The organism is Nocardioides sp. Soil796 (assembly GCF_001429525.1).
In the GTDB taxonomy this organism is placed as follows: Bacteria; Actinomycetota; Actinomycetes; order Propionibacteriales; family Nocardioidaceae; genus Nocardioides.
On record NZ_LMSQ01000022.1, the window covers coordinates 224,913 to 243,331 of the forward strand.

Sequence of the window (18,419 nt, forward strand, 5' to 3'; positions counted from 1 at the left end):
TCATCCTTCCAGCCTGGACCCGATCTCCTGCGCAGCGGCCAAGCATTCCTCGTCGGTGGCGTTGGGGAGGACGTCCTCCCACAGCGGCAGCATCATGCCCTGGGCGTCGAGCATCCCGAGGGGCCGCGGCATCAGCCAGACATGGAAGTGCGCGCCGCCGTCGCCCCAGCGGTAGAGGTGCACCCGGCCCACGTCACCGCGGGCCAGGATCGCGCCCTCGACCTGCGCGACGAACGGCCCGAAAGCGGCTGAGGCTGCGGGCGACAGGTCGACGAAGGAGTCGACGTGCTCGCGACTGGCGATCCAGACCGTGCCGGGCAGGCTGCAGGTGCGCGGTGGGTAGACCGCGAAGTGGTCGTCGGACCACACCGCGTCCGGGGTGGTGCCGGCGCAGACGCTGCACGGCGCGCCGCCTTCCTCCCCACGACGCGGTGGTTCGGGTACGACGGCGGGCGTGGGATCACGGGTGTGAGGGGTTCGAGCCAGGGCGGTTTCATCAGGTCTCCTCAGGACGGCTGGTCGAGACCTACTTTCGTCACGAGGAACCGACCCCGCTTGATCGAGATTGCGCCGCAGCGAACCAGGTCTTCGGGTCACCGAAGCCGAGGTCGGTGATGCCGCACTCACGTAGTCGCGACAGCGCGAGGAGCCGGTGGTGGGCGGCGAAGGTCAGCACGTGCGCCACCATCGCGCCGAACGACAGCACCTGCGGTGTGGGCGAGAACGCCTCGACGAACGTCTCGTCGAAGCGGCCCTGTGCGGAGAGGAGCGCGACGTTGTCGACGAACTCGGGGCCGACCCGGGCCATCCGGCGTTGCATCGAGAGCACCGACTCGTGCTCCTCGACCGAGAAGTCGTAGTCGGTCTCGTGGACCGCGGCGTTCCACATCTCCATCTGCCCGATCAGCCGGGACAGCGACCACCTCAGGGTCTCGCCGTCGATGCCGTCGACGGTGCGGTCATGCGGTTCGTCGAGCTCGGCGTCGCCGAGCAGCGCCGCGCGGCGGACGAGCTCGCCGGTGAGCCACACGTGGTGGGCGACCATCTCCTGGACCAGGTCCACGCTGTCCCTCCTGTGTCGGGCCGGCAGACGGAGTCCGGCCGGCGGGTGGAAGTGCACGTCGTTCGAGGAGTCGATGCGGAACCCGGTCGGGTTGGCGCGCCACACCGACGGGTTCTCGCCGTACTCGCGGCGGAAGGCGTGCTTGAACGCGGCGTACGACGAGAAGCCCGAGGTGCCGGCGACGTCGCGGACCGTCTCGTCGCCGGTGAGCAGACGGTGGGCCGCACGCTCGAGCAGCACCCGCACCCGGAGCCGGGCAGGCGACTCCCCCGCCACCGCCTTGACCACCCGCTCGAAGTGGCAGCGGGACAGGCCCGCGTCGGCAGCCACCTGCTCGACGCGGTCGGGCAGCGCGTCGAGGTCGACGCCGAGGCGTTCGACGAAGGCGATGAAGTGGTCGTGCGGCGCGGACACCGGGCAGCCCTAGCCGGAGGGATGGAGCAGCTGCTCGAGCTCGGCGCGCCCCGGCAGGTCGTCGGTGTGGTCGACGGTCTCGCCGGTGCGCACGTAGTGGAAAGCGGCGCGCACCTTCTCGACCGGCACGCCGGCGAGCTCGGCCCAGGCCAGTCGGTAGATCGCCAGCTGCAGAGGGTCTGCGGTGGCCCGCTGGTTGGTCTTCCAGTCGATCACCAGGAAGCCGCCGTCGTCGGTCGTGTAGACCGCGTCGATGCGCCCGCGGACCACCTGCCCGGCAAGCACGAGAGCGAACGGCGGCTCTACGGCGTGCGGCTCGCGGTGCCCGAACGGACCGGCCGCGAACGACTCGGTGAGCGTCTTGAGGTCGGACTCGTCGTCGATGCCGAGGTCGGCGCGGCCGGGCAGCTCGTCGGGGTCGAAGAGGTTCTGCTGCCCGAAGCGGGCCTCGACCCAGGCGTGGAACCGGGTGCCGAACCGGGCCGCCGGCGACGGCTGTCGGGGCATCGGCCGCGCCAGGTCACGGGCGAACCCGTCGGCGTCGTCGCGCAGCCTGGCCACCGCCGTCGCCGACAACGCGGCCGGCAACGGCACCTCGATCTCGTCGGCACGGTCGCGCCGGGCCTCGGCGAGGAGGCGCTCGATCTCCTCGTCCCAGGTGGCGATCACGGCGCCGCTGAGCGTGTCGATCTCGTCATCGGCGTCGGGGTCGACGCCGCGGACGAACTCGGCCGCCTCGAGCCGGCGCAGCGTCTCGGCGGTGTGCTCGGTGACCGGCCACGGCGCCGTGGTCGAGCCGATGCGCAGGGGATTCTGGGTGTCCTTGTCGGGTTTGTCGAGCCAGGCCTCGGCATCCTCGCCCCACTCGCGGACCGCCTCGAGCACCACCAGCTGGTAGGGCGAGGGCCCGACCGGGGTCTTGCGCGACTCGTTCCAGAGGTACGACGACACCGACAGCAGGTGTCGGGCCCGGGTGAAGGCGACGTAGCCGAGTCGGAGCTCCTCCTGCTGCTCCTTCGCCTTGGCCGCCTGCACGAACGCGGTGAGCTCGGGCTTCTCGTAGCCACCGAGCGCGGCCAGGTCGTGCCGGTCACCGCGGAGCTCGTTGGGCAGCACCGCTGGTCCGTAGACCCACTGGGTGCGGGACCGCGTGGTCGGGAACTTCTCCTCACAGACTCCGACCACGAACACGGCGTCCCACTCGAGGCCCTTGGCGCGGTGCACGGTCAGCAGCTTGACCGAGTCGGCCTCGGACGGCGTCGCCACGTCGAGCCCGGTGCCCATCTCGTCCTCGGTGGCGAGGTAGGCCAGCAGTGCGGTCAGGCTCACCGCGCCGTCGATGGCCTGGAACTCGGCGACCGCCTTGACGAAGAGGTCGAGGTTGTCGCGACGCGCAGCCGCCGCGGGACTGACCGACGAGGCCAGCTCGATGTCGATGCCGGTGGTGTCGATGATGCGCCGGACCAGGTCGAGCAACGGCTCGCCGGCGTGTGAGCGCAGCGAACGCAGCTCGGAGCGCAGCAGGGCGAAGCGGTCGAGGGCCGCCGCGGAGTACGCCGCGTCGCCCGGGTCGTCGAGCGCGTCGCACAACGACGTGATCTCGGTGGGGTCGGCGCCCTCGACGGCGCCGGTCAACTGCTCGTCGAGCGACTGCGTGGACGCCTGCCCCTGGTCGCCGGCCAGCTCGCGGGCCCGCTTGCCGAGCAGGGCCAGGTCACGCGGCCCGATCGACCAGCGTGGGCCGGTGAGCAGGGTGAGCAGGGCGGCGTTGGCGGTCAGGTCGTGCAGCAACGTCAGGGTGGCCACCACCTCGGCCACCTCGGGCAGCCGGAGCAGCCCCTGGAGTCCGACGATCTCGACCGGGATGTCGTGGGCTGACAGCACGTCGAACACGTCGGCGGCGTGCTTGTTGTCGCGGGTCAGCACGCCGATCTCGTTCCACCTCGGCTCGGCCATCGCGTCGTGCACGCCGGTGACCTGGCTGGCCAGCCAGGCCAGTTCGGCGGCGTACGTCTCGTGCACGGAGGTGCGCACCGCACCGGGGCCGGCGGAGTCGTCGGGCTCGAGCGCCTTGACCTGGGGGAACTCGTCGAGCAGCGGCCCGGCCAGCCGGTTGGCGACCTCGAGGATGCGCTGGTCGGAGCGACGGTTGACGGTCAGCGGGAAGGTGCGCACCTCATGGCCGTCGGCACGCGGGAAGTCGCGGCCGAAGCCGAGGATGTTGGACACCGAGGCCCCACGCCAGCCGTAGATCGCCTGGTTGGGGTCACCCACCGCGGTCACCGGGTGGCCGCCGGTGAAGAGCTTCTTCAGCATCAGGGCCTGGGCCACCGACGTGTCCTGGTATTCGTCGAGCAGCACGATGCGGAACTTGGCGCGCTCGGCCTCCCCGACCTCGGGGTGCGCGTCGGCCAGCTGGGCGGCCAGGGCGATCTGGTCGCTGAAGTCCATCAGACCCAGCTCGGCCTTGAGCCGCCGGTAGGTCTCGACGAGGCCGAGGATCTCCTCGCGCCGCTGCATCGCGTTGACCACCTTCTTGGGCTCGGTCTTGGCCTTCGCGTTGATCGCGGCGTCCTGGAACCGCGGCAGCTCCCGGGCCTGGAAGGCGCGTACGTCGGCCACCGTGACGAGGTGCTCGCTCATCGCGCCCTCGAGCCCGAGGATGTAGTTGACCACCGTCTCGGGGTGGTCGCTGAGCAGTTCGATGCCTCGGCCGTGACGACTGATCGCCCGCGCCGCCAGCTGGTAGCGCGAGGCGTCGGCCATCACCCGGGTGTCGGGCTCGTGCCCGATCCGCAGGCCGTGCTCGGTGAGCAGCGAGCTGGCGTAGGCGTTGTAGGTCGCCACGGTCGGCTCGAGGTTCTCGGGTTCGTCGGCGGCCGTGTCAGGTGCGGTCTCGACACCGTGACCGGCGCGGACCAGGGAGTCGCGGATGCGGGTGGCCAGCTCGCGGGCCGCCTTCGTGGTGAAGGTGAGGCCGAGGATCTCGTCGGGTCTGACCTGCCCGGTCGCGACGAGGTAGACCACGCGGGCCGCCATCAGGGCGGTCTTGCCGGACCCGGCACCGGCGATGACGACCGCGGGCTCGAGGTCGGCGGAGATCGCGTCCCACTGCTGTGGGCTGACCGTGAAGTCGGTGCCCATGACCCGGCGCAGGTCGTCGGGTGAGGTGATGCTGACCGGGTCGCTCATGACAGCACCGTCCCGGCACCCTGGATCGGGCAGATCGCGACGAACGCACAGCGCTCGCACTGCTTCCCGGCGATCGCGGGGAACTCCTCGGCCCGGATCCGGGCCACGGCCGACATCAACTGGACCTCCACGGGACGGTGTCCCTCGTCGTCTGCGGACTGTGGTTCCTGCGGCTGCAGGCTGACCTTGCCGTGGGCGCCGTGGCGCAGCTGCACCAGCTCGGCCCCGCCGGGGCGCGCGGGTGCGTCGTCGACCAGGTCGTCGACAGCGCCGTGCTCCACGGCGAGCTGGTAGAGCCCGAGCTGGGGGTGCACCTTGACCTCGTCGCCGGTCGGCTTGTACTTCCCGGTCTTGAGGTCGATCACCCAGACCTGGCCGTCGGCGTCGAGCTCGAGCCGGTCGGCGAAGCCGTGCAGGGTCACCTGCTGACCGTCGGGCAACGTGACCTTCGCGCGCAGCTCCTTCTCGGTGGCCAGCAGCGTGCGCCCCCGCTTGGGGTCGCCGTGCCAGACCAGGAAGCGCTGGAGGGCAAGGCGCATCTCCTCGCGCTCACGGGTCGCCGACCACGGCGTGCGGAACGACAGCCGCTCCCAGACCGTGTCGACGTGGGCCATCAGCTCGTCGAGGCGCTCGGGGTCGGCGGAGAGCTCTCCCTTGGCGACGCGCTCGGCGAGGGCGTGCACGAGCAGGCCGAAGCCCTGGGCGGACGTCGCCGCCGACGAGCCGCCGGCCTCGCGTTCGAGGAACCACCGGGCCGGGCACTCCTCGATCGAGGTCAGGGCCGAGGCGGACAGCGAGATCGGCTTCTCCTCCGGCCGGACGGGTACGTCGGACAGGGTCGAGGAGCGGGTGCCCCACCAGTTGGCAGGGTCGGCGGCCGGCACCAACGCACGGTCACCGACCCGCTCGCGGGAGAGACGCACCAGGCGCCGGGCAGCGGCAGCGCGGAGCTGCTCGTCGGACTCCGGGTCGACCAGCGTGCGGCGCAGCTCGGCGACGAGCCCGGCGAGCGAGAGCGGACGCTTCGGCCGGCCCTGGACATGGGGCGGCGTGCGGTCGGGGACGCCGTCGGGCCCGGGTGGCAACAACTCGGTGATGAAGCGCGAGGGCTGCTCGCCGTCGTCGTCGGGCGACCGGACCGCGGTGACCACGAGCCGCGACCGGGCCCGGGTGCAGGCGACGTAGAAGAGCCGGCGCTCCTCCATCAGGAGCTCCCGTGAGGAGACCGGCGGCTGCAGCCCGTCGGTGCCGATGCGATCTGCCTGCAGCAGGGTGGCGCGGCGGCGCAGGTCGGGCCAGCCCTCTTCCTGCACGTGGGCCACCACGACGAGGTCCCACTCGAGGCCCTTGGAACGGTGGGCGGTCAGCAGCCGGACCGCCTCGCCACGGATGCCGCGGTCGGCCAGCGTGTCGCCGGGCAGGTCCTGGGCCTCGAGGGTGGCCAGGAACGCCGCGACGCCGGTGTGGCCGCGCTGCTCCTCGGCGCGGGCCGCGGACTCGAACAGGGCGCAGATGGCGTCGAGGTCGCGGTGGGCGCGACGGGCCGATGCTCCGCCGAGGTCGACCTGGGCCCGCAGTCGTCGTGGCCAGTCGGTGGACGACCACAGGTTCCACAGCACCTCTTCGGCGGTGGCACCCGCTTCGAGCAGCGCCCGCGAGGAACGGAGCAGCCCGGCCAGCGCTGCGGCTCGTCGGGGTGCGCTTCCCTCGAGCCCCTCGAGTGTGGCTGGGCGCACGACCGCCTCACGCAGCAGCTCGGGCGACGGGCGCGGGGTGCCGCCGTCGCGGGCCACCACCTCCTTGTCGCGCACGCGCAACGCCCGCGCGAGACTGCGTACGTCGGTGGCGTCGAGCCCGGCCAACGGGGAGACCAGCAGGTCGTGGGCGCGCTCGGGGTCGATGTGCCCCGCCGACTCCGGGTCGTCGTTGTCGAGGTTGACCACGGCCCGCAGCGCCGCGAGCAGGGGGGCCACGGCCGGCTCGCGCACCAGGGGCGTGTCGTCGCTGGACACCTCGACCGGCACACCCGCGGCCCCCAGGGACCGACGCAATGCCGGGATCGACGTACGGCCGGAACGGACCAGCACCGCCATGCGCGACCAGGCCACACCGTCGGTCAGGTGGGCGCGACGCAGGATGTCGGCGAGGTGCTCGGTCTCGGCGCGGGCGGTGTCGAAGGTGAGCACGTCGACCCGGCCGTTGCCGAGGTCGCCGGCCTCGGAGACGGGCGCGAGGAACGACTCACGCGCCTCCGCGGGGATCGTGCCGGCCAGCGAGAGCCGGCGGGCGACGCGCTGGGAGGCGAGCAGGAGGTGTGGCCCGAACCGTCGGGTGGTGCGCAGCGCCACCACGTCGGCGGGCGCACCGCCGCGGTGCGGGAACTCGGTCGGGAACTCGAGGATGCCGCGCACCTCGGCGCCCCGGAAGCCGTAGATGGACTGGTGCGGGTCGCCGACCACGGTGAGGTTTCCGCCGTCGCCGATCAGGGCGCGGAGCAGGGCGACCTGGCCGGGATCGGTGTCCTGGTACTCGTCGACGAATACGTGGGTGAAGCGGGCCCGCAGCTCGTCGCGGTGCCTCTCGGCCTCCTCGACGGCGCGCCGGATCAGGTCGGGATAGTCGATGGCGCCCTGGAAGTCGAGGACCTCGAGGTACTGGTCGAGGAAGAGCCCGGCGGCCACGAACTCCGGCAGCCCCTCGGCCAGGCCGAGTTGCCTGAGGTCGTCTCCGTCGAGGCCCTTCTCGCGGGCGCGGGCCAGCACGGCGTGCACCTCCCGGGCGAACCCGCGGGTGGCCACCGCCCGACGCAGGCCCTCGGGCCAGGCGACCGACTCGGGCGCGTCGGTCAACAGCTCCTGCAGGACGACGTCCTGCTCCGGCGCCGAGAGCAGGCGCAGCGGCGCCTCGTAGAGCTCGGCGGGTGCGTATCTGCGGATCAGCCCGTAGGCGAACGAGTGGAACGTGGCCGACATCGTGGAGGACGTCGTGCGGCCCAGCCGAGCGGTCACCCGGTCACGGAGCTGCTCGGCCGCCTTGCGCGAGAACGTCAGGGCCAGCACCGACTCCGGGCTCACGCCCCGGCCCTCGATGCGCTCGACGATCGCCTCGACCAGCGTGGTGGTCTTGCCGGTGCCCGGCCCGGCCAGCACCAGCAGCGGCCCGCTCGCGTGGTCGACGACGCGCTGCTGGAACTCGTCGAGCGTCGGCACCGCGCCACCCGTCTGCGGGGCGGCGAGGTGGTACGTCGGCGTGCGCGGCGTCGTGGGTGCGGTCGAGCTCATGACGACAGCCAATCACCCGGCACCGACAGGCCGGCGGGCAGATCGGGCCGGGCCACGGGATCCGGGCCCGGGCTCAGTTCCACGTGGCGCCGGGTGGGAGCGGGTCGTCCTCGTCGGCCTGCTCACGGAGCACCTGGAGCAAGGTGGTCGCGGCCCGGCTGCGCTCACGTCGCGGGTCGGTCAGGACCCCGATGTGCCGACTCACCACCGGATCGACCAGGGGGACGCTGGCCAGGCCGGCGAAGCCCATCAGGGGCAGCACGAAGGCCGGTACGGCGGATACGCCCAGGCCGGCCGCGCACAGTCCCGCAACGGTCGCGACATTGCGCGCGCTGACGCGACGTACCGGCTCGACGTCGCGCGAGGCGAAGATCGCCTCCACGATCGCGCGCACCGAGCTGGCGCCGTCGAAGGAGACGAACGCCTCGCGGCTCAGCTCCTCCCAGGCCACCAAGGTGCGGCCCGCCAGATGATGGTCGGGCGCCATCAGGCACCGGAACGTGTCCGTCGCGAGCGCGGTGAAGGGCAGCCCGTCCACGGTCGCGGGCGGTGCCACTCCCAGCACCGGCGCCGCGGTCAGGGCCAGGTCGACCTCGCCGCCCCGCACCTTCTCGACGACGTCGCCGGCCAGCACGTCCTCCACCTCGACGCGCACCTGGGGGCGCTGCCTGCGCAGGCGGATCACGGTGCCGGGCAACAGGGTGGCCGCCAGCGAGGGCAGGGCCGCGATGCGCAGCACGCCCACCGTTCCCTCCAGGTATCCGGAGAAGTGGGTCATCCCCTCGTCGTACGCCGCGAGCACCCGCTCGGCGATCGCCACGAACGCGACGCCGTCCGGAGTCACCTCCACGTGGCGGGTGGTGCGTTCGAAGAGCGCGGCACCGACCGAGCGCTCGACCTCCGCGACGGTTCGGCTCAACGACGACTGGGCCACGAGAAGCCTCTTGGCGGCCCGGCTGAAGTTGCGCTCCTCGGCCACCACGACGACCACCCGGAGCTGCGCCAATGTGGGATTCATGCTCACAGCCGATCAATATATCGGTTATTGATGTTGGACGTCGACAGATGTTCGACCCCAGACTCGTCGAGGACTTGCCCATCGATCTTGGAGGACCTCGTGGTTGCTGCACTCGGCTTCGCCACCGTCGGACTGTTCCTGGTGCTGACCCTGACCCGCCGCGTCTCGGTGCTGCTGTGCCTCGTGCTGGTGCCGATCGGCTTCGCCCTCATCGGCGGCTACGGAGAGGACCTCGGCACCTTCATCGGCGACGGCATCCTCACCGTCGCACCGGTGGCGGTGATGATCGCCTTCGCGATCCTCTACTTCAGCCTGATGGTCGACCAGGGCCTCTTCGACCCGATGATCCGCACCGTGGTGCGCTGGGCGGGCGGCGACCCGATGAAGATCACCGTCGGCACCGCCGTGGTCACGCTGATGGTGGCCCTCGACGGCGACGGCGCCTCCACGTTCCTGATCGCCGTGTCGGCCTTCCTGCCGATCTACAAGCGGCTGGGCATGCGGCCCGTCGTACTCACCGGGGTCGTGGCGCTGGCCGCCGGCGTGATGAACATGATCCCGTGGGGCGGTCCCACCGTCCGGGCGATGGCCGCGCTCGACCTGAAGAGCTCCGACATCTTCCTGCCCGTCGTGCCGGCCATGGTCGTCGGGATCGTGTGGGTGCTGTTCGCCTCCTACGTCATCGGCCGGCGCGAGCGCGCCCGCATCGCGGTGCTCGACCCCGAGCTGGTCGGCGTGGCGGCTGCTTCGTCGGGAGGCACGGACACCGGGCACGGACACACCGACGACGGCGGCCTGGCTCCCTCGTCCGATCCGGGCGACCTGCCGACCCGCGAACGGGTCGGCCGTGAGGGCCGCTGGGTGCAGGTGTTCAACGTCGCGCTGACGCTCGCCCTCGTGGTCGTGCTGCTCTTCCAGCTGATGCCGCTCGAGGTCGCGTTCGTCGTCGCGTTCGCCTGCGCCCTGGCCGTCAACCTGCCGCGGTGGGAGGACCAGCAGGAGCTGTTCCAGCGCCACGGCGGCAACGTCGTGATGGTCGTCGCGATGATCTTCGCCGCCGGAGTCCTCACCGGAGTGCTCGGCGGGACCGGCATGATCACCGCCATGGCCGAGGGCCTGGTCTCGATCATTCCCTCCGGTGGCGGCAACTGGCTGCCGGTGCTCACCGCGATCACCGGCATGCCGTTGAGCCTGGTCTTCACCCCGGACGCCTACTACTTCGGCGTCGTACCGGTGCTGGCCGAGACGACCGCCTCCTTCGGGGGTGACCCGGCCGAGATCGGCCGGGCCGCGATCCTCGGCCAGATGACGACCGGCTTCCCGCTCAGCCCGCTCACCGCCGCCACGTTCATCCTCGTGGGGATGAGCAAGGTCGACCTGGGCGCGCACCAGCGCCACATCTTCGGGTGGGCGTTCGCGACCACCCTGGTGATGACGGCGACCGCCCTGGTCACGGGAGCGCTGAGCGTATGAGCGCGTCACCGAACACCGTCCGGATCGGGTCGGGCGCCGGGTTCGCCGGCGACCGCATCGGGCCCGCGGTCGACCTGCTGCGCGACGGTGGGCTCGACGACCTCGTGCTCGAGTGCCTCGCCGAGCGCACCATCGCCCTGGGCCAGCAGCGCCGCCGCCTCGACCCCACCAGCGGGTACGACGAACGCACCCGCGAGCGGTTCGCCGCACTGCTCCCCCACGCCCTGGCCCGCGGCACCCGGCTGATCAGCAACCTCGGTGCGGCAAACCCGCTGGGCGCCGGTGAGGTCGTCCTCGAGGTGGCCCGCGGCCTCGGGCTCGCGTGCACCGTGGCCGTCGTGACCGGGGACGACGTCCTGGCCCAGCTCGACCTCGACCAGCCGTGCCTCGAGGACGGCCGCCCCCTCCACGAGCGCGGCGAGATCGTCTCCGCCAACGCCTACATCGGCGCCGAGACCCTGATGCCGGGGTTGCGGGCCGGTGCCGACGTCGTGATCACCGGACGGGTCGCGGACCCGTCGCTGTTCGTCGCCGCGCTGGCCGACCGGCACGGCTGGGACCTCGACGACACGGACGTCATCGCCGCAGGCACGCTGGTGGGTCACCTGCTCGAGTGCGGCACCCAGGTGACCGGCGGCTACTTCGCCGACCCCGGTCGCAAGGACGTGCCCGGGCTGGCCGACCTCGGCTACCCGTTCGCCGACGTCGCCGCCGACGGCAGCGTCGAGCTCGGCAAGCTGGCGGGCACCGGCGGCGTGCTCGACCGGCGCACCGTGCGCGAGCAGCTGCTCTACGAGATCAGCGATCCCGGCGCCTACCTGACGCCCGACGTCTCCCTGGGCCTGTACGACGTCCGCATCGAGGAGACCGGCGCCGATCGGGTGCGGGTGCACGGAGCCCGTGGCGCCACCCGACCGGAGCAGCTCAAGACCAGCGTCGGCTACCGCGCCGGTCACCGCGCCGAGGCAGGCATCTCCTACGCCGGCCCGGGATGCGTCGACCGCGCGCGCCTGGCCGCGTCGGTCGTGCGGGAACGGCTCGCGGCCTCCGGCACCCCGATCAGGGTCGAGCTGACCGGCAGCCTCAGCGAGGGCGACGGGCACCACGGCGAGATCGAGCATGCCCGGTTGCGGGTCGCCGGCATGGCCAGCTCGCTGGACCAGGCCCAACACATCTGCCACGAGGTGGAGTCGCTCTACACCAACGGGCCGGCCGGTGGCGGCGGCGTACGCACCAGTGCCTCCGAGGTCATCGGCATCGTCTCGACGATGGTCGACCGCGACCGGGTCACGCCCACCACCACGATCCTGGAGGCCTGATGAACGACGTACTCCTGCACGACGTCGCCCACGCCCGGGCCGGCGACAAGGGCGACACGTCGATCCTGTCGCTCTTCCCCCTCGACGACGCCGACTACGAGTGGCTGGTCCGGGAGGTCACCGCCGAGCGGGTCGAAGCCCACTTCGCCGGGGAGTTCGGCGGGCGGGTGCAGCGCTTCGAGCTGCCGAACGTGCACGGCCTCCAGTTCGTCTGCCGCCAGGCCCTCGCCGGTGGCGTCACGACGTCCCTGGCGATCGACACGCACGGCAAGTCGCTGAGCAGCCGGCTGCTGTCCCTTCGGATCGCGCGCTGACCTGCCCGACCCCTATCCGAGGTCGACGATCGCGGCGACCGGGCCGCCGCCCTCCGGGCCCTGATGTGCGGCCGACACCGACACGAACACCGCCGGGTCACCGGTCACGGCGGCCGTCACGCCACCGACGGCGGCCTTGATCTGGCGGTGCCAGTGCACGTCGGAGTCGTCGAGCATCGCGTTGCGCCGCCCGCGGACCATGCCGTCCTGCGAGGCCTCGCACTTGAGGAACAGGTTGACCAGGCGTCCGTCGAGGTCTGTGTGGTGCGGGCGCTCCGGCAGCTCGAGGCCGGCGTCCTTGATCGCCTCCCAGAGACCGTCCTGGTCGAGGGCGTCCTTCATCACCGAGTGGCCGATGCGGTAGCGGCCACCGACCCCGGGCGCGTTGCCGACCACGACCACCTGCGCCACGTCGAGCTCCACCCCCGACGAGCACGAGGCGACCGCCGAGAACAGCTCGCGGTTGTGCATCACGTCGGCGTCGGTGGGCATCTCGATCTCGCCCAACGCGAGGGCGACGCCCAGCGCCGTACAGCCGTTGGAGAGGTCCATCGACTCGTGGGTGTGCTCGGTCCAGACCGTCTTGCCGCGCGACTTCGCGTCGCGGATCGTGTGGATGGTGAGCAGGGGCGTCTTGGTCTGCACGTAGTGGACGTCGGACGGATCGGTGATGCCGGCCTTCTCCATCGCGACCTTCACGGCCGCGGCGACCTTGCTGACCATCGGCGTACGCCCGATCTCCTCGGGCAGCAACGGCTCGCTCATCGCGAACCCGACGGTGAGGCGTGGCTCGTCGGTCTGTACGGCGTCCTCGTCGGGCACCGTCGCGAAGACCGTGGCGTGGGGACTGATCACGCCGTCGGTGCCGCCGGACCACACGATCGGGATCTGCTTGACCTGGTCGGCGGGGGCACCCTTCTCGACGAGCACCTCGCGGAAGGCCCGGTCGGAGATGATGCGGGTGTAGTCGTTGACTCCCCCGTTGCCCTCGGTCTTGCCGATGATCGCGATCACCCGGTCGGCGTGCATGACGCCGTCGTCGATCAGCCTGGCCAGCTCGCTGGCGTCGGCGACGGAGTGGATCGGGACCTTGCGTACTTCGATGGCGGGCATGGCCGTCCTTTCAGGGTGAGGGCTTTCGGTCAGCTCTGGGATTCGTCGGGTACGACGACCGTGCCGGCCGTTCCGGCGACGGCGTCGAGGATGTGCGCGAGATCGCTGATCACGGAGTAGTGGCCGCCGTTCTCGACGAACCGGCAGGCCGCGTCGACCTTGGGGCCCATCGACCCGCTCGCGAAGTGGCCCTCGCCGGCCATCGCGCGCAGGTCGGAGACCGTGACCCGGCCGATGGGCTCGGCCTGCGGCGTCCCGAACCGGAGCACGGCGTGGGTGACGTCAGTGGCGATGACCAGCACGTCGGCCTCGACAGTCGCGGCCAACAGCGCCGCGCCGAGGTCCTTGTCGATGACCGCCTCGACACCGACCAGGCCGGCTTCCGAGCGGATCACCGGTACACCCCCACCACCGTTGGCGATCACGATGAATCCCGCATCTACCAGGGCGCGTACGGCGGCGGCGTCGAGGATCTCGCGCGGCTCGGGCGAGGCGACGATGCGGCGCCAGCCCTTCTCGCCGCGGTCCTCCCAAGTCTCCCCGTGCTCGACCAGCAACGCCGCCGCGTCACGGTCGAGGAAACGACCGATCGGCTTGCTGGGATGCGTCAGCCCGGGATCGTCGACGTCGACGCGGGTGCGGGTCACGACCGTGGCGCTGCGCCGGTCTGCGCCCCGGCGGGCGAGCTCGTCGTCGAGCGCGTCCATCAGCACGAAGCCGAGCGTGGCCTGGGTCTGGGCGCCGCACCAGTCCAGCGGCACCGGGGGTACGACGGCCGCGGCCAGCTCGTTCTTGACGAGGAGGTTGCCGACCTGTGGCCCGTTGCCGTGGGTGATCACCACGTCCACCGGGTCCGCCGCCCGGGTGACGAGATCGGCCACGGCTGTCATCGCCACCCGGGCGGCGGCGATCTGGTCACCCGGGCGGGCGCTGCCGTCGGCGGCGGTCATCGCGTTGCCGCCCAATGCGAGCAGGACCCTCATGGCTGTGACCCGACGAAGTCGACGTCGGCGGAGTCGGCGCCACCGGAAAGCCGTGCGTAGCCAGGCCCGCGGTCGAAGAACGCGTCGCTCGGGGCCGGGCGTGCGGCGCGCTCGGTGGCGGTGGCGGCCGGGTCGTGGGCGAGGGTGTCGTCGTCGACACTGCCGGTGAGCACCACCCCGTAGTCGGCCAGCGCGGCTTCTGGCGAGACCTTCTCCCAGACCACGTCGCGCACGACCAGCTCGGGGTCCCGGTCGAGCGGGTTGCCCCAGCCACCGCCTCCCGTCGTGCGGATGCAGATCACCTCGCCGGCCTTGACCGGCTCGGCGTCGGCCAGGGCGTCGACCACCCGCTCGGCGGGCCCGCCCGGGTCGACGACCACCTCGAACGGCCTGCCGGCCAGACCGCCCTTGACTCCCCAACAGGCGAGGATCGAGCGGTCGGCGATCGACATGAAGTGGGCGTCCTTGAGCATGCGGATGTGCTTCTCGTAGCCGAGTCCACCGCGGAACTGGCCGGCCCCTCCGGAGTCCTTGGCGAGGCCCAATCGCTCGACCAGGAAGGGAAAACGGCTCTCGGTGAACTCCGAGGGCAGGTTCCGCGAGTCGGGCACGACGTGGATGGTGTCCTCTCCGTCGGCGTAGTAGCGGCCCCCGGACCCGCCGCCGAGAACCTCGCGCATGAGGTACGGCGCGCCCTGCCGGTCCTCGCCGTACACCCCGGTGTAGCGGATCGTCTCCTGGTCGGCGGGCATCCGGCCGTCGACCGCCTTGGCGAGTACGCCGGCCAGCACGCCCAGCAGCCTGAGGATCACGAAGGTGCGGGCGTTGGTCGGGGCCGGGAAGACCGGGGTCAGCAACGTGCCCGGTGGCGGGAAGCGCATCTCGATCAGGGGTACGACGCCCTCGTTGACGTCGAGCTCGGCCATCCGTTCGGGCGACTCGGCGAGGTTGCGCAGGATCGGGGCCAGCCACTTCTTGAGGAAGTTGCCGTCGCTGTAGTCGCCGCAGTGGTTGATCGGTCCCTTGGCCTGCGGCGAGGTGCCGTCGAAGTCGAGCACCAGGCGCTCGCCGTCCGGATCGTCAGCGCCGGTGCGAGTCATCGTGATCCGCTGGGCGAAGAGCCGCGGCTCGTCGACGCCGTCGTGCTCGGCGTAGTCCTCCCAGACCCACTGGCCGACCGGGATCTGCGAGAGGATCTCGCGCCGGTAGGTCTGCGTGGTCCGGTCGATGATCGCGTCGAAGCAGGACTCGACGGTCTCCTTGCCGTACCTCGCGAACAGCTCGCCCAGTCTGCGTGCGCCCATCAGGCAGGCCGAGCACTCGGCGTCGAGGTCGGCGGCGAGGCTGTCGGGCATGCGTGAGTTGCGGGTCATGATCGCCAGCGCCGACCTGTTGGGTACGCCGGCGTCCCAGAGCTTGATGGGCGGCACCATCAGGCCCTCTTCGTAGACCGAGGTGGCGCCACTGGGCATGGAGCCGGGCACGCAGCCGCCGATGTCGTCGTGGTGCCCGAAGGCCTGGACGAACGCGACGACCTGCCCGTCGTGGAAGACCGGCACCGTGACGCAGAGGTCGGGCAGGTGGCCAATGCCCCCTTCGGACCGATAGACGTCGTTGTGGAAGAACACGTCGCCCTGGCGCATCTCCGTGATCGGGAAGTCGCGCGCGACCGGGTGCACCAGTGCGGAGTAGGAGCGGCCGGTCAGCTTGCGGAGCAACCGGTCGTGGATGCCGGCGCGGAAGTCGTGGGCGTCGCGGATAATCGGGCTGCGACTGGTGCGGCCGATCGCGGTCTCGACCTCCATCTCGACGGCGGCCAGGCTGCCCTGAACGATCTCCACCACCACCTGCTCCGCGCTGGCCCCGGCGTCGTCGGTCAGGGTGCCGAACGGGAAGTCCGTCGGCGCCCGCCGGCTCCCCCCAGACCCGGTCGAGGCCATCAGTCCTCCCTCGTCACGATGATGTTGAGGAACCGGTCGACGGTGGCCCGGAACCCGGGGTGCAGCGGCACCGTCGAGCCGAACTCCTCGATGATCGCCGGCCCGGTCAGGGTCTGTCCCGGCGCGAGGTCCGGTCGCCAGAAGACCGGCGTGTCGACGTACCCGTCGGACACCTCGAAGCAGACCGCCCGCCTGCTCGCCGGACGAGCCTCCGCTGGTTGAGGCGGTTGCTCTGCAAGCGTCTCAAAACCAGGTTGCCGGTGGTTTCGAGACGGGCCTTGGCGGCCCTCCTCAACCAACGGCGTGCCCCGGCCCTCCTCATCCAGCGGCAGGGCGAGTGGGTGCTCACGGATCTCCGGGCGCTGGATCGGGCCCACCCCGGAGACCCGAAGGTTGACCCACTCGACCCGTTGCCGCGGGTCGCCGGCGAAGTCATAGCCGTAGAGCACCCGGTGCTCGTCGTGGAAGCGGGTCGCGACCTCGTCGAGGAGTGCGGCGTCGACCTCGCCCTCGGGCAACGGCACCCTGACCTCGAAGGCCTGTCCGAAGTAGCGCAGGTCGGCGGTCCTGAAGAACCGGTGCTGTTCCGGACCGAAGCCCTCCTTGGTCAGCGCCGTGCGGGCCCGATCGCAGAGTTCGTCGTAGACCGTCTGCAGGTCCGCGGGATCGAGGTCGTCGTGCATCCGGACATGGGTTTGGACGTAGTCGTTCTTGACGTCGACGGTGAGCAGGCCGAACGCCGACACGTTGCCGGGGTTCGGCGGCACCAGCACCGACCGGAGCCCAAGGATGTCGGCCAAGCGGCACAGCAGCAGGGATCCGGACCCGCCGAACGTGGTCAGCGTGAAGTCGCGTACGTCGAGGCCTCGCTTGACGGTCACCGCCCGAAGCGCGTTGGCCTGGTTCCATGCCGAGATCTCGAGTACGCCGGCGGCACAGGCCTCCGGGGTGAGGTCGAGGTCGCCGGCGAGCTTGCGGATGCCTGCGTCAGCCGCTGCGACGTCGAGCGGGATCTCGCCGCCCAGCAGGTGCGGAGGCACCCGGCCCAGGAAGACGTGGGCGTCGGTGATCGTGACCGCGTCGCCGCCCTTGGCGTAGCACAGCGGGCCGGGGTCGGCGCCTGCCGACTGGGGCCCGACCTTGAGCGCGCCCTCCGGGGAGAGCCATGCGATCGAGCCGCCTCCGGCCCCCACCGTGACCACGTCGATCATCGGGATCTTCGAGGGGAAGGCGCCGACGCTGCCTTCCGTGGTCAGGGTCGGCTCGCCGTCGATCACCACGCTGACGTCGGTCGACGTACCCCCGCCGTCGCTGGTCAGCACCCGGTCGAAGCCGGCGACCTTCGCGATCAGCGCCGCGCCCAGGGCACCGGCGGCCGGGCCGGACAGGACGGTGGTGATCGGTTGGTGGACGACCTCGTCCGCGCTCAGGACGCCACCGTTGGACTTCATCACGTAGAACGGCACGTGCCGGGCGCCGTCAGCCGACGCGTAGGCGTCGAGCCGGTCCTTGATGTTGGTGACGTAGCTGCCCAACCGCGGTTTTACTGCGGCGTCGACGAGCGTGGTCATCGCGCGTTCGTACTCGCGGTACTCGCGCAGCACCTCGCTGCTGAGGGAGACGACTGCGTCCGGGTGCTCCTCGCGGAGCACCGCGAGCATGGCCTCCTCGTGGGCGGAGTCGGCGTAGGAGTGCAGGAAGCAGACGGCCAGGGTGTTGATGTCCCGGTCCCGGAACCATCGCGCGACACGGCGGGCGCCGTCCGCGTCGAACGGCCTCACCTCGGTGCCCGTGTGGTCGAGCCGACCGCCGACCCCCTTGACGAGGTGCCGGGGCACGATGCGGTCGGGCTTCACCCAGAAGTAGGAGTTGCCGTAGCCGTCGGGCACCGACTGCCGGGCGATCTCGAGCAGCGCCTCGTAGCCCTCGGTGGTGATGAAGCCGAGCGCCTCGACCTTGCCCTCGAGGAGCTGGTTGGTGGCCACCGTCGTGCCGTGGCTGACCGAGGTCAGCGCGTCCCCGCGCCCCTGCGGCAGGCCCAGCAGTCCGAGCACCTTCTCGATGCCGGCCATGAAGCCGTCGGCCGGGTTGCCCGGCGTGGAGGGCGTCTTGGTGGTGACCAGCTCACCGGTCTCCTCGTCGAGCGCCACCACGTCGGTGAAGGTGCCGCCGGTGTCGATGCCGACCCGGATCCGACGCGCGCTCTGATCGGCCATGACCTTGATTCAACCGGTGTGCGGCCACCGGGGCGACGGCACAATCCGCCAACGGGGGCCGGGTTCGTTGGCACTTCGTGCCAGCCCGTCGTA

The 18,419-nt window shown here is 71.5% G+C and carries 12 protein-coding genes; 3 read left to right on the forward strand and 9 right to left on the reverse strand.

Going from position 1 to position 18,419, the window contains the following annotated elements; all coding sequences use genetic code 11:
• From ASH02_RS24935 to ASH02_RS24955, 5 genes are all read right to left on the reverse strand, one after another.
• A complete protein-coding gene (locus ASH02_RS24935; RefSeq protein ID WP_057295703.1) occupies positions 1–369 on the reverse strand; it encodes a hypothetical protein in 369 nt (122 codons plus the stop codon).
• Positions 370–535: 166 nt separating this feature from the next.
• Complete coding sequence (locus ASH02_RS24940; protein WP_057295704.1) at positions 536–1,477, reverse strand: helix-turn-helix domain-containing protein; 942 nt, start codon at positions 1,475–1,477, stop codon at positions 536–538.
• Positions 1,478–1,486: 9 nt separating this feature from the next.
• On the reverse strand, positions 1,487–4,669 hold the full coding sequence (locus ASH02_RS24945; protein WP_057295705.1) for an ATP-dependent helicase: 3,183 nt from the start codon (positions 4,667–4,669) through the stop codon (positions 1,487–1,489).
• Positions 4,666–7,950 carry an ATP-dependent helicase gene (locus ASH02_RS24950; protein ID WP_082621024.1) on the reverse strand — a complete coding sequence of 1,095 codons (3,285 nt, stop codon included), beginning with the start codon at positions 7,948–7,950 and terminating at the stop codon, positions 4,666–4,668. Before ASH02_RS24950 ends, ASH02_RS24945 begins: the two co-directional genes overlap by 4 nt.
• A gap of 73 nt (positions 7,951–8,023) precedes the next feature.
• Entirely contained in the window at positions 8,024–8,968 is a 945-nt protein-coding gene (locus ASH02_RS24955) for a LysR family transcriptional regulator (protein WP_082621025.1), read from the reverse strand.
• 99 nt (positions 8,969–9,067) lie between these two features.
• On the opposite strand from ASH02_RS24955, the gene ASH02_RS24960 reads away from it, so the two are divergent.
• From ASH02_RS24960 to ASH02_RS24970, 3 genes are read left to right on the forward strand one after another with little or no spacing between them, the layout of a single operon-like run.
• Entirely contained in the window at positions 9,068–10,441 is a 1,374-nt protein-coding gene (locus ASH02_RS24960) for a CitMHS family transporter (protein ID WP_056890527.1), read from the forward strand.
• The gene (locus ASH02_RS24965) at positions 10,438–11,760 is read left to right on the forward strand and encodes an acyclic terpene utilization AtuA family protein (RefSeq protein WP_057295707.1); all 1,323 of its coding nucleotides are present in this window, start codon (positions 10,438–10,440) and stop codon (positions 11,758–11,760) included. Before ASH02_RS24960 ends, ASH02_RS24965 begins: the two co-directional genes overlap by 4 nt.
• Positions 11,760–12,074: an AtuA-related protein gene (locus tag ASH02_RS24970; RefSeq protein WP_056889789.1), complete on the forward strand. Its 315-nt coding sequence runs from the start codon at positions 11,760–11,762 to the stop codon at positions 12,072–12,074. The genes ASH02_RS24965 and ASH02_RS24970 overlap by 1 nt, the downstream gene beginning before the upstream one ends.
• Before the next feature lie 12 nt (positions 12,075–12,086).
• On the opposite strand, the gene ASH02_RS24975 is transcribed toward ASH02_RS24970, so the two are convergent.
• Genes ASH02_RS24975 through ASH02_RS24990 form a run of 4 tightly spaced genes read right to left on the reverse strand, consistent with a single transcriptional unit; the run spans position 12,087 to position 18,326 of the window.
• Positions 12,087–13,187: a ring-opening amidohydrolase gene (locus tag ASH02_RS24975; RefSeq protein ID WP_057295708.1), complete on the reverse strand. Its 1,101-nt coding sequence runs from the start codon at positions 13,185–13,187 to the stop codon at positions 12,087–12,089.
• 29 nt (positions 13,188–13,216) lie between these two features.
• Positions 13,217–14,170 carry a carbamate kinase gene (locus tag ASH02_RS24980; RefSeq protein ID WP_057295709.1) on the reverse strand — a complete coding sequence of 318 codons (954 nt, stop codon included), beginning with the start codon at positions 14,168–14,170 and terminating at the stop codon, positions 13,217–13,219.
• A complete protein-coding gene (locus tag ASH02_RS24985; protein ID WP_057295710.1) occupies positions 14,167–16,110 on the reverse strand; it encodes a hydantoinase B/oxoprolinase family protein in 1,944 nt (647 codons plus the stop codon). Before ASH02_RS24985 ends, ASH02_RS24980 begins: the two co-directional genes overlap by 4 nt.
• Complete coding sequence (locus ASH02_RS24990) at positions 16,110–18,326, reverse strand: hydantoinase/oxoprolinase family protein (protein ID WP_057295711.1); 2,217 nt, start codon at positions 18,324–18,326, stop codon at positions 16,110–16,112. Before ASH02_RS24990 ends, ASH02_RS24985 begins: the two co-directional genes overlap by 1 nt.
• Between the last annotated feature and the right edge of the window lie 93 nt (positions 18,327–18,419).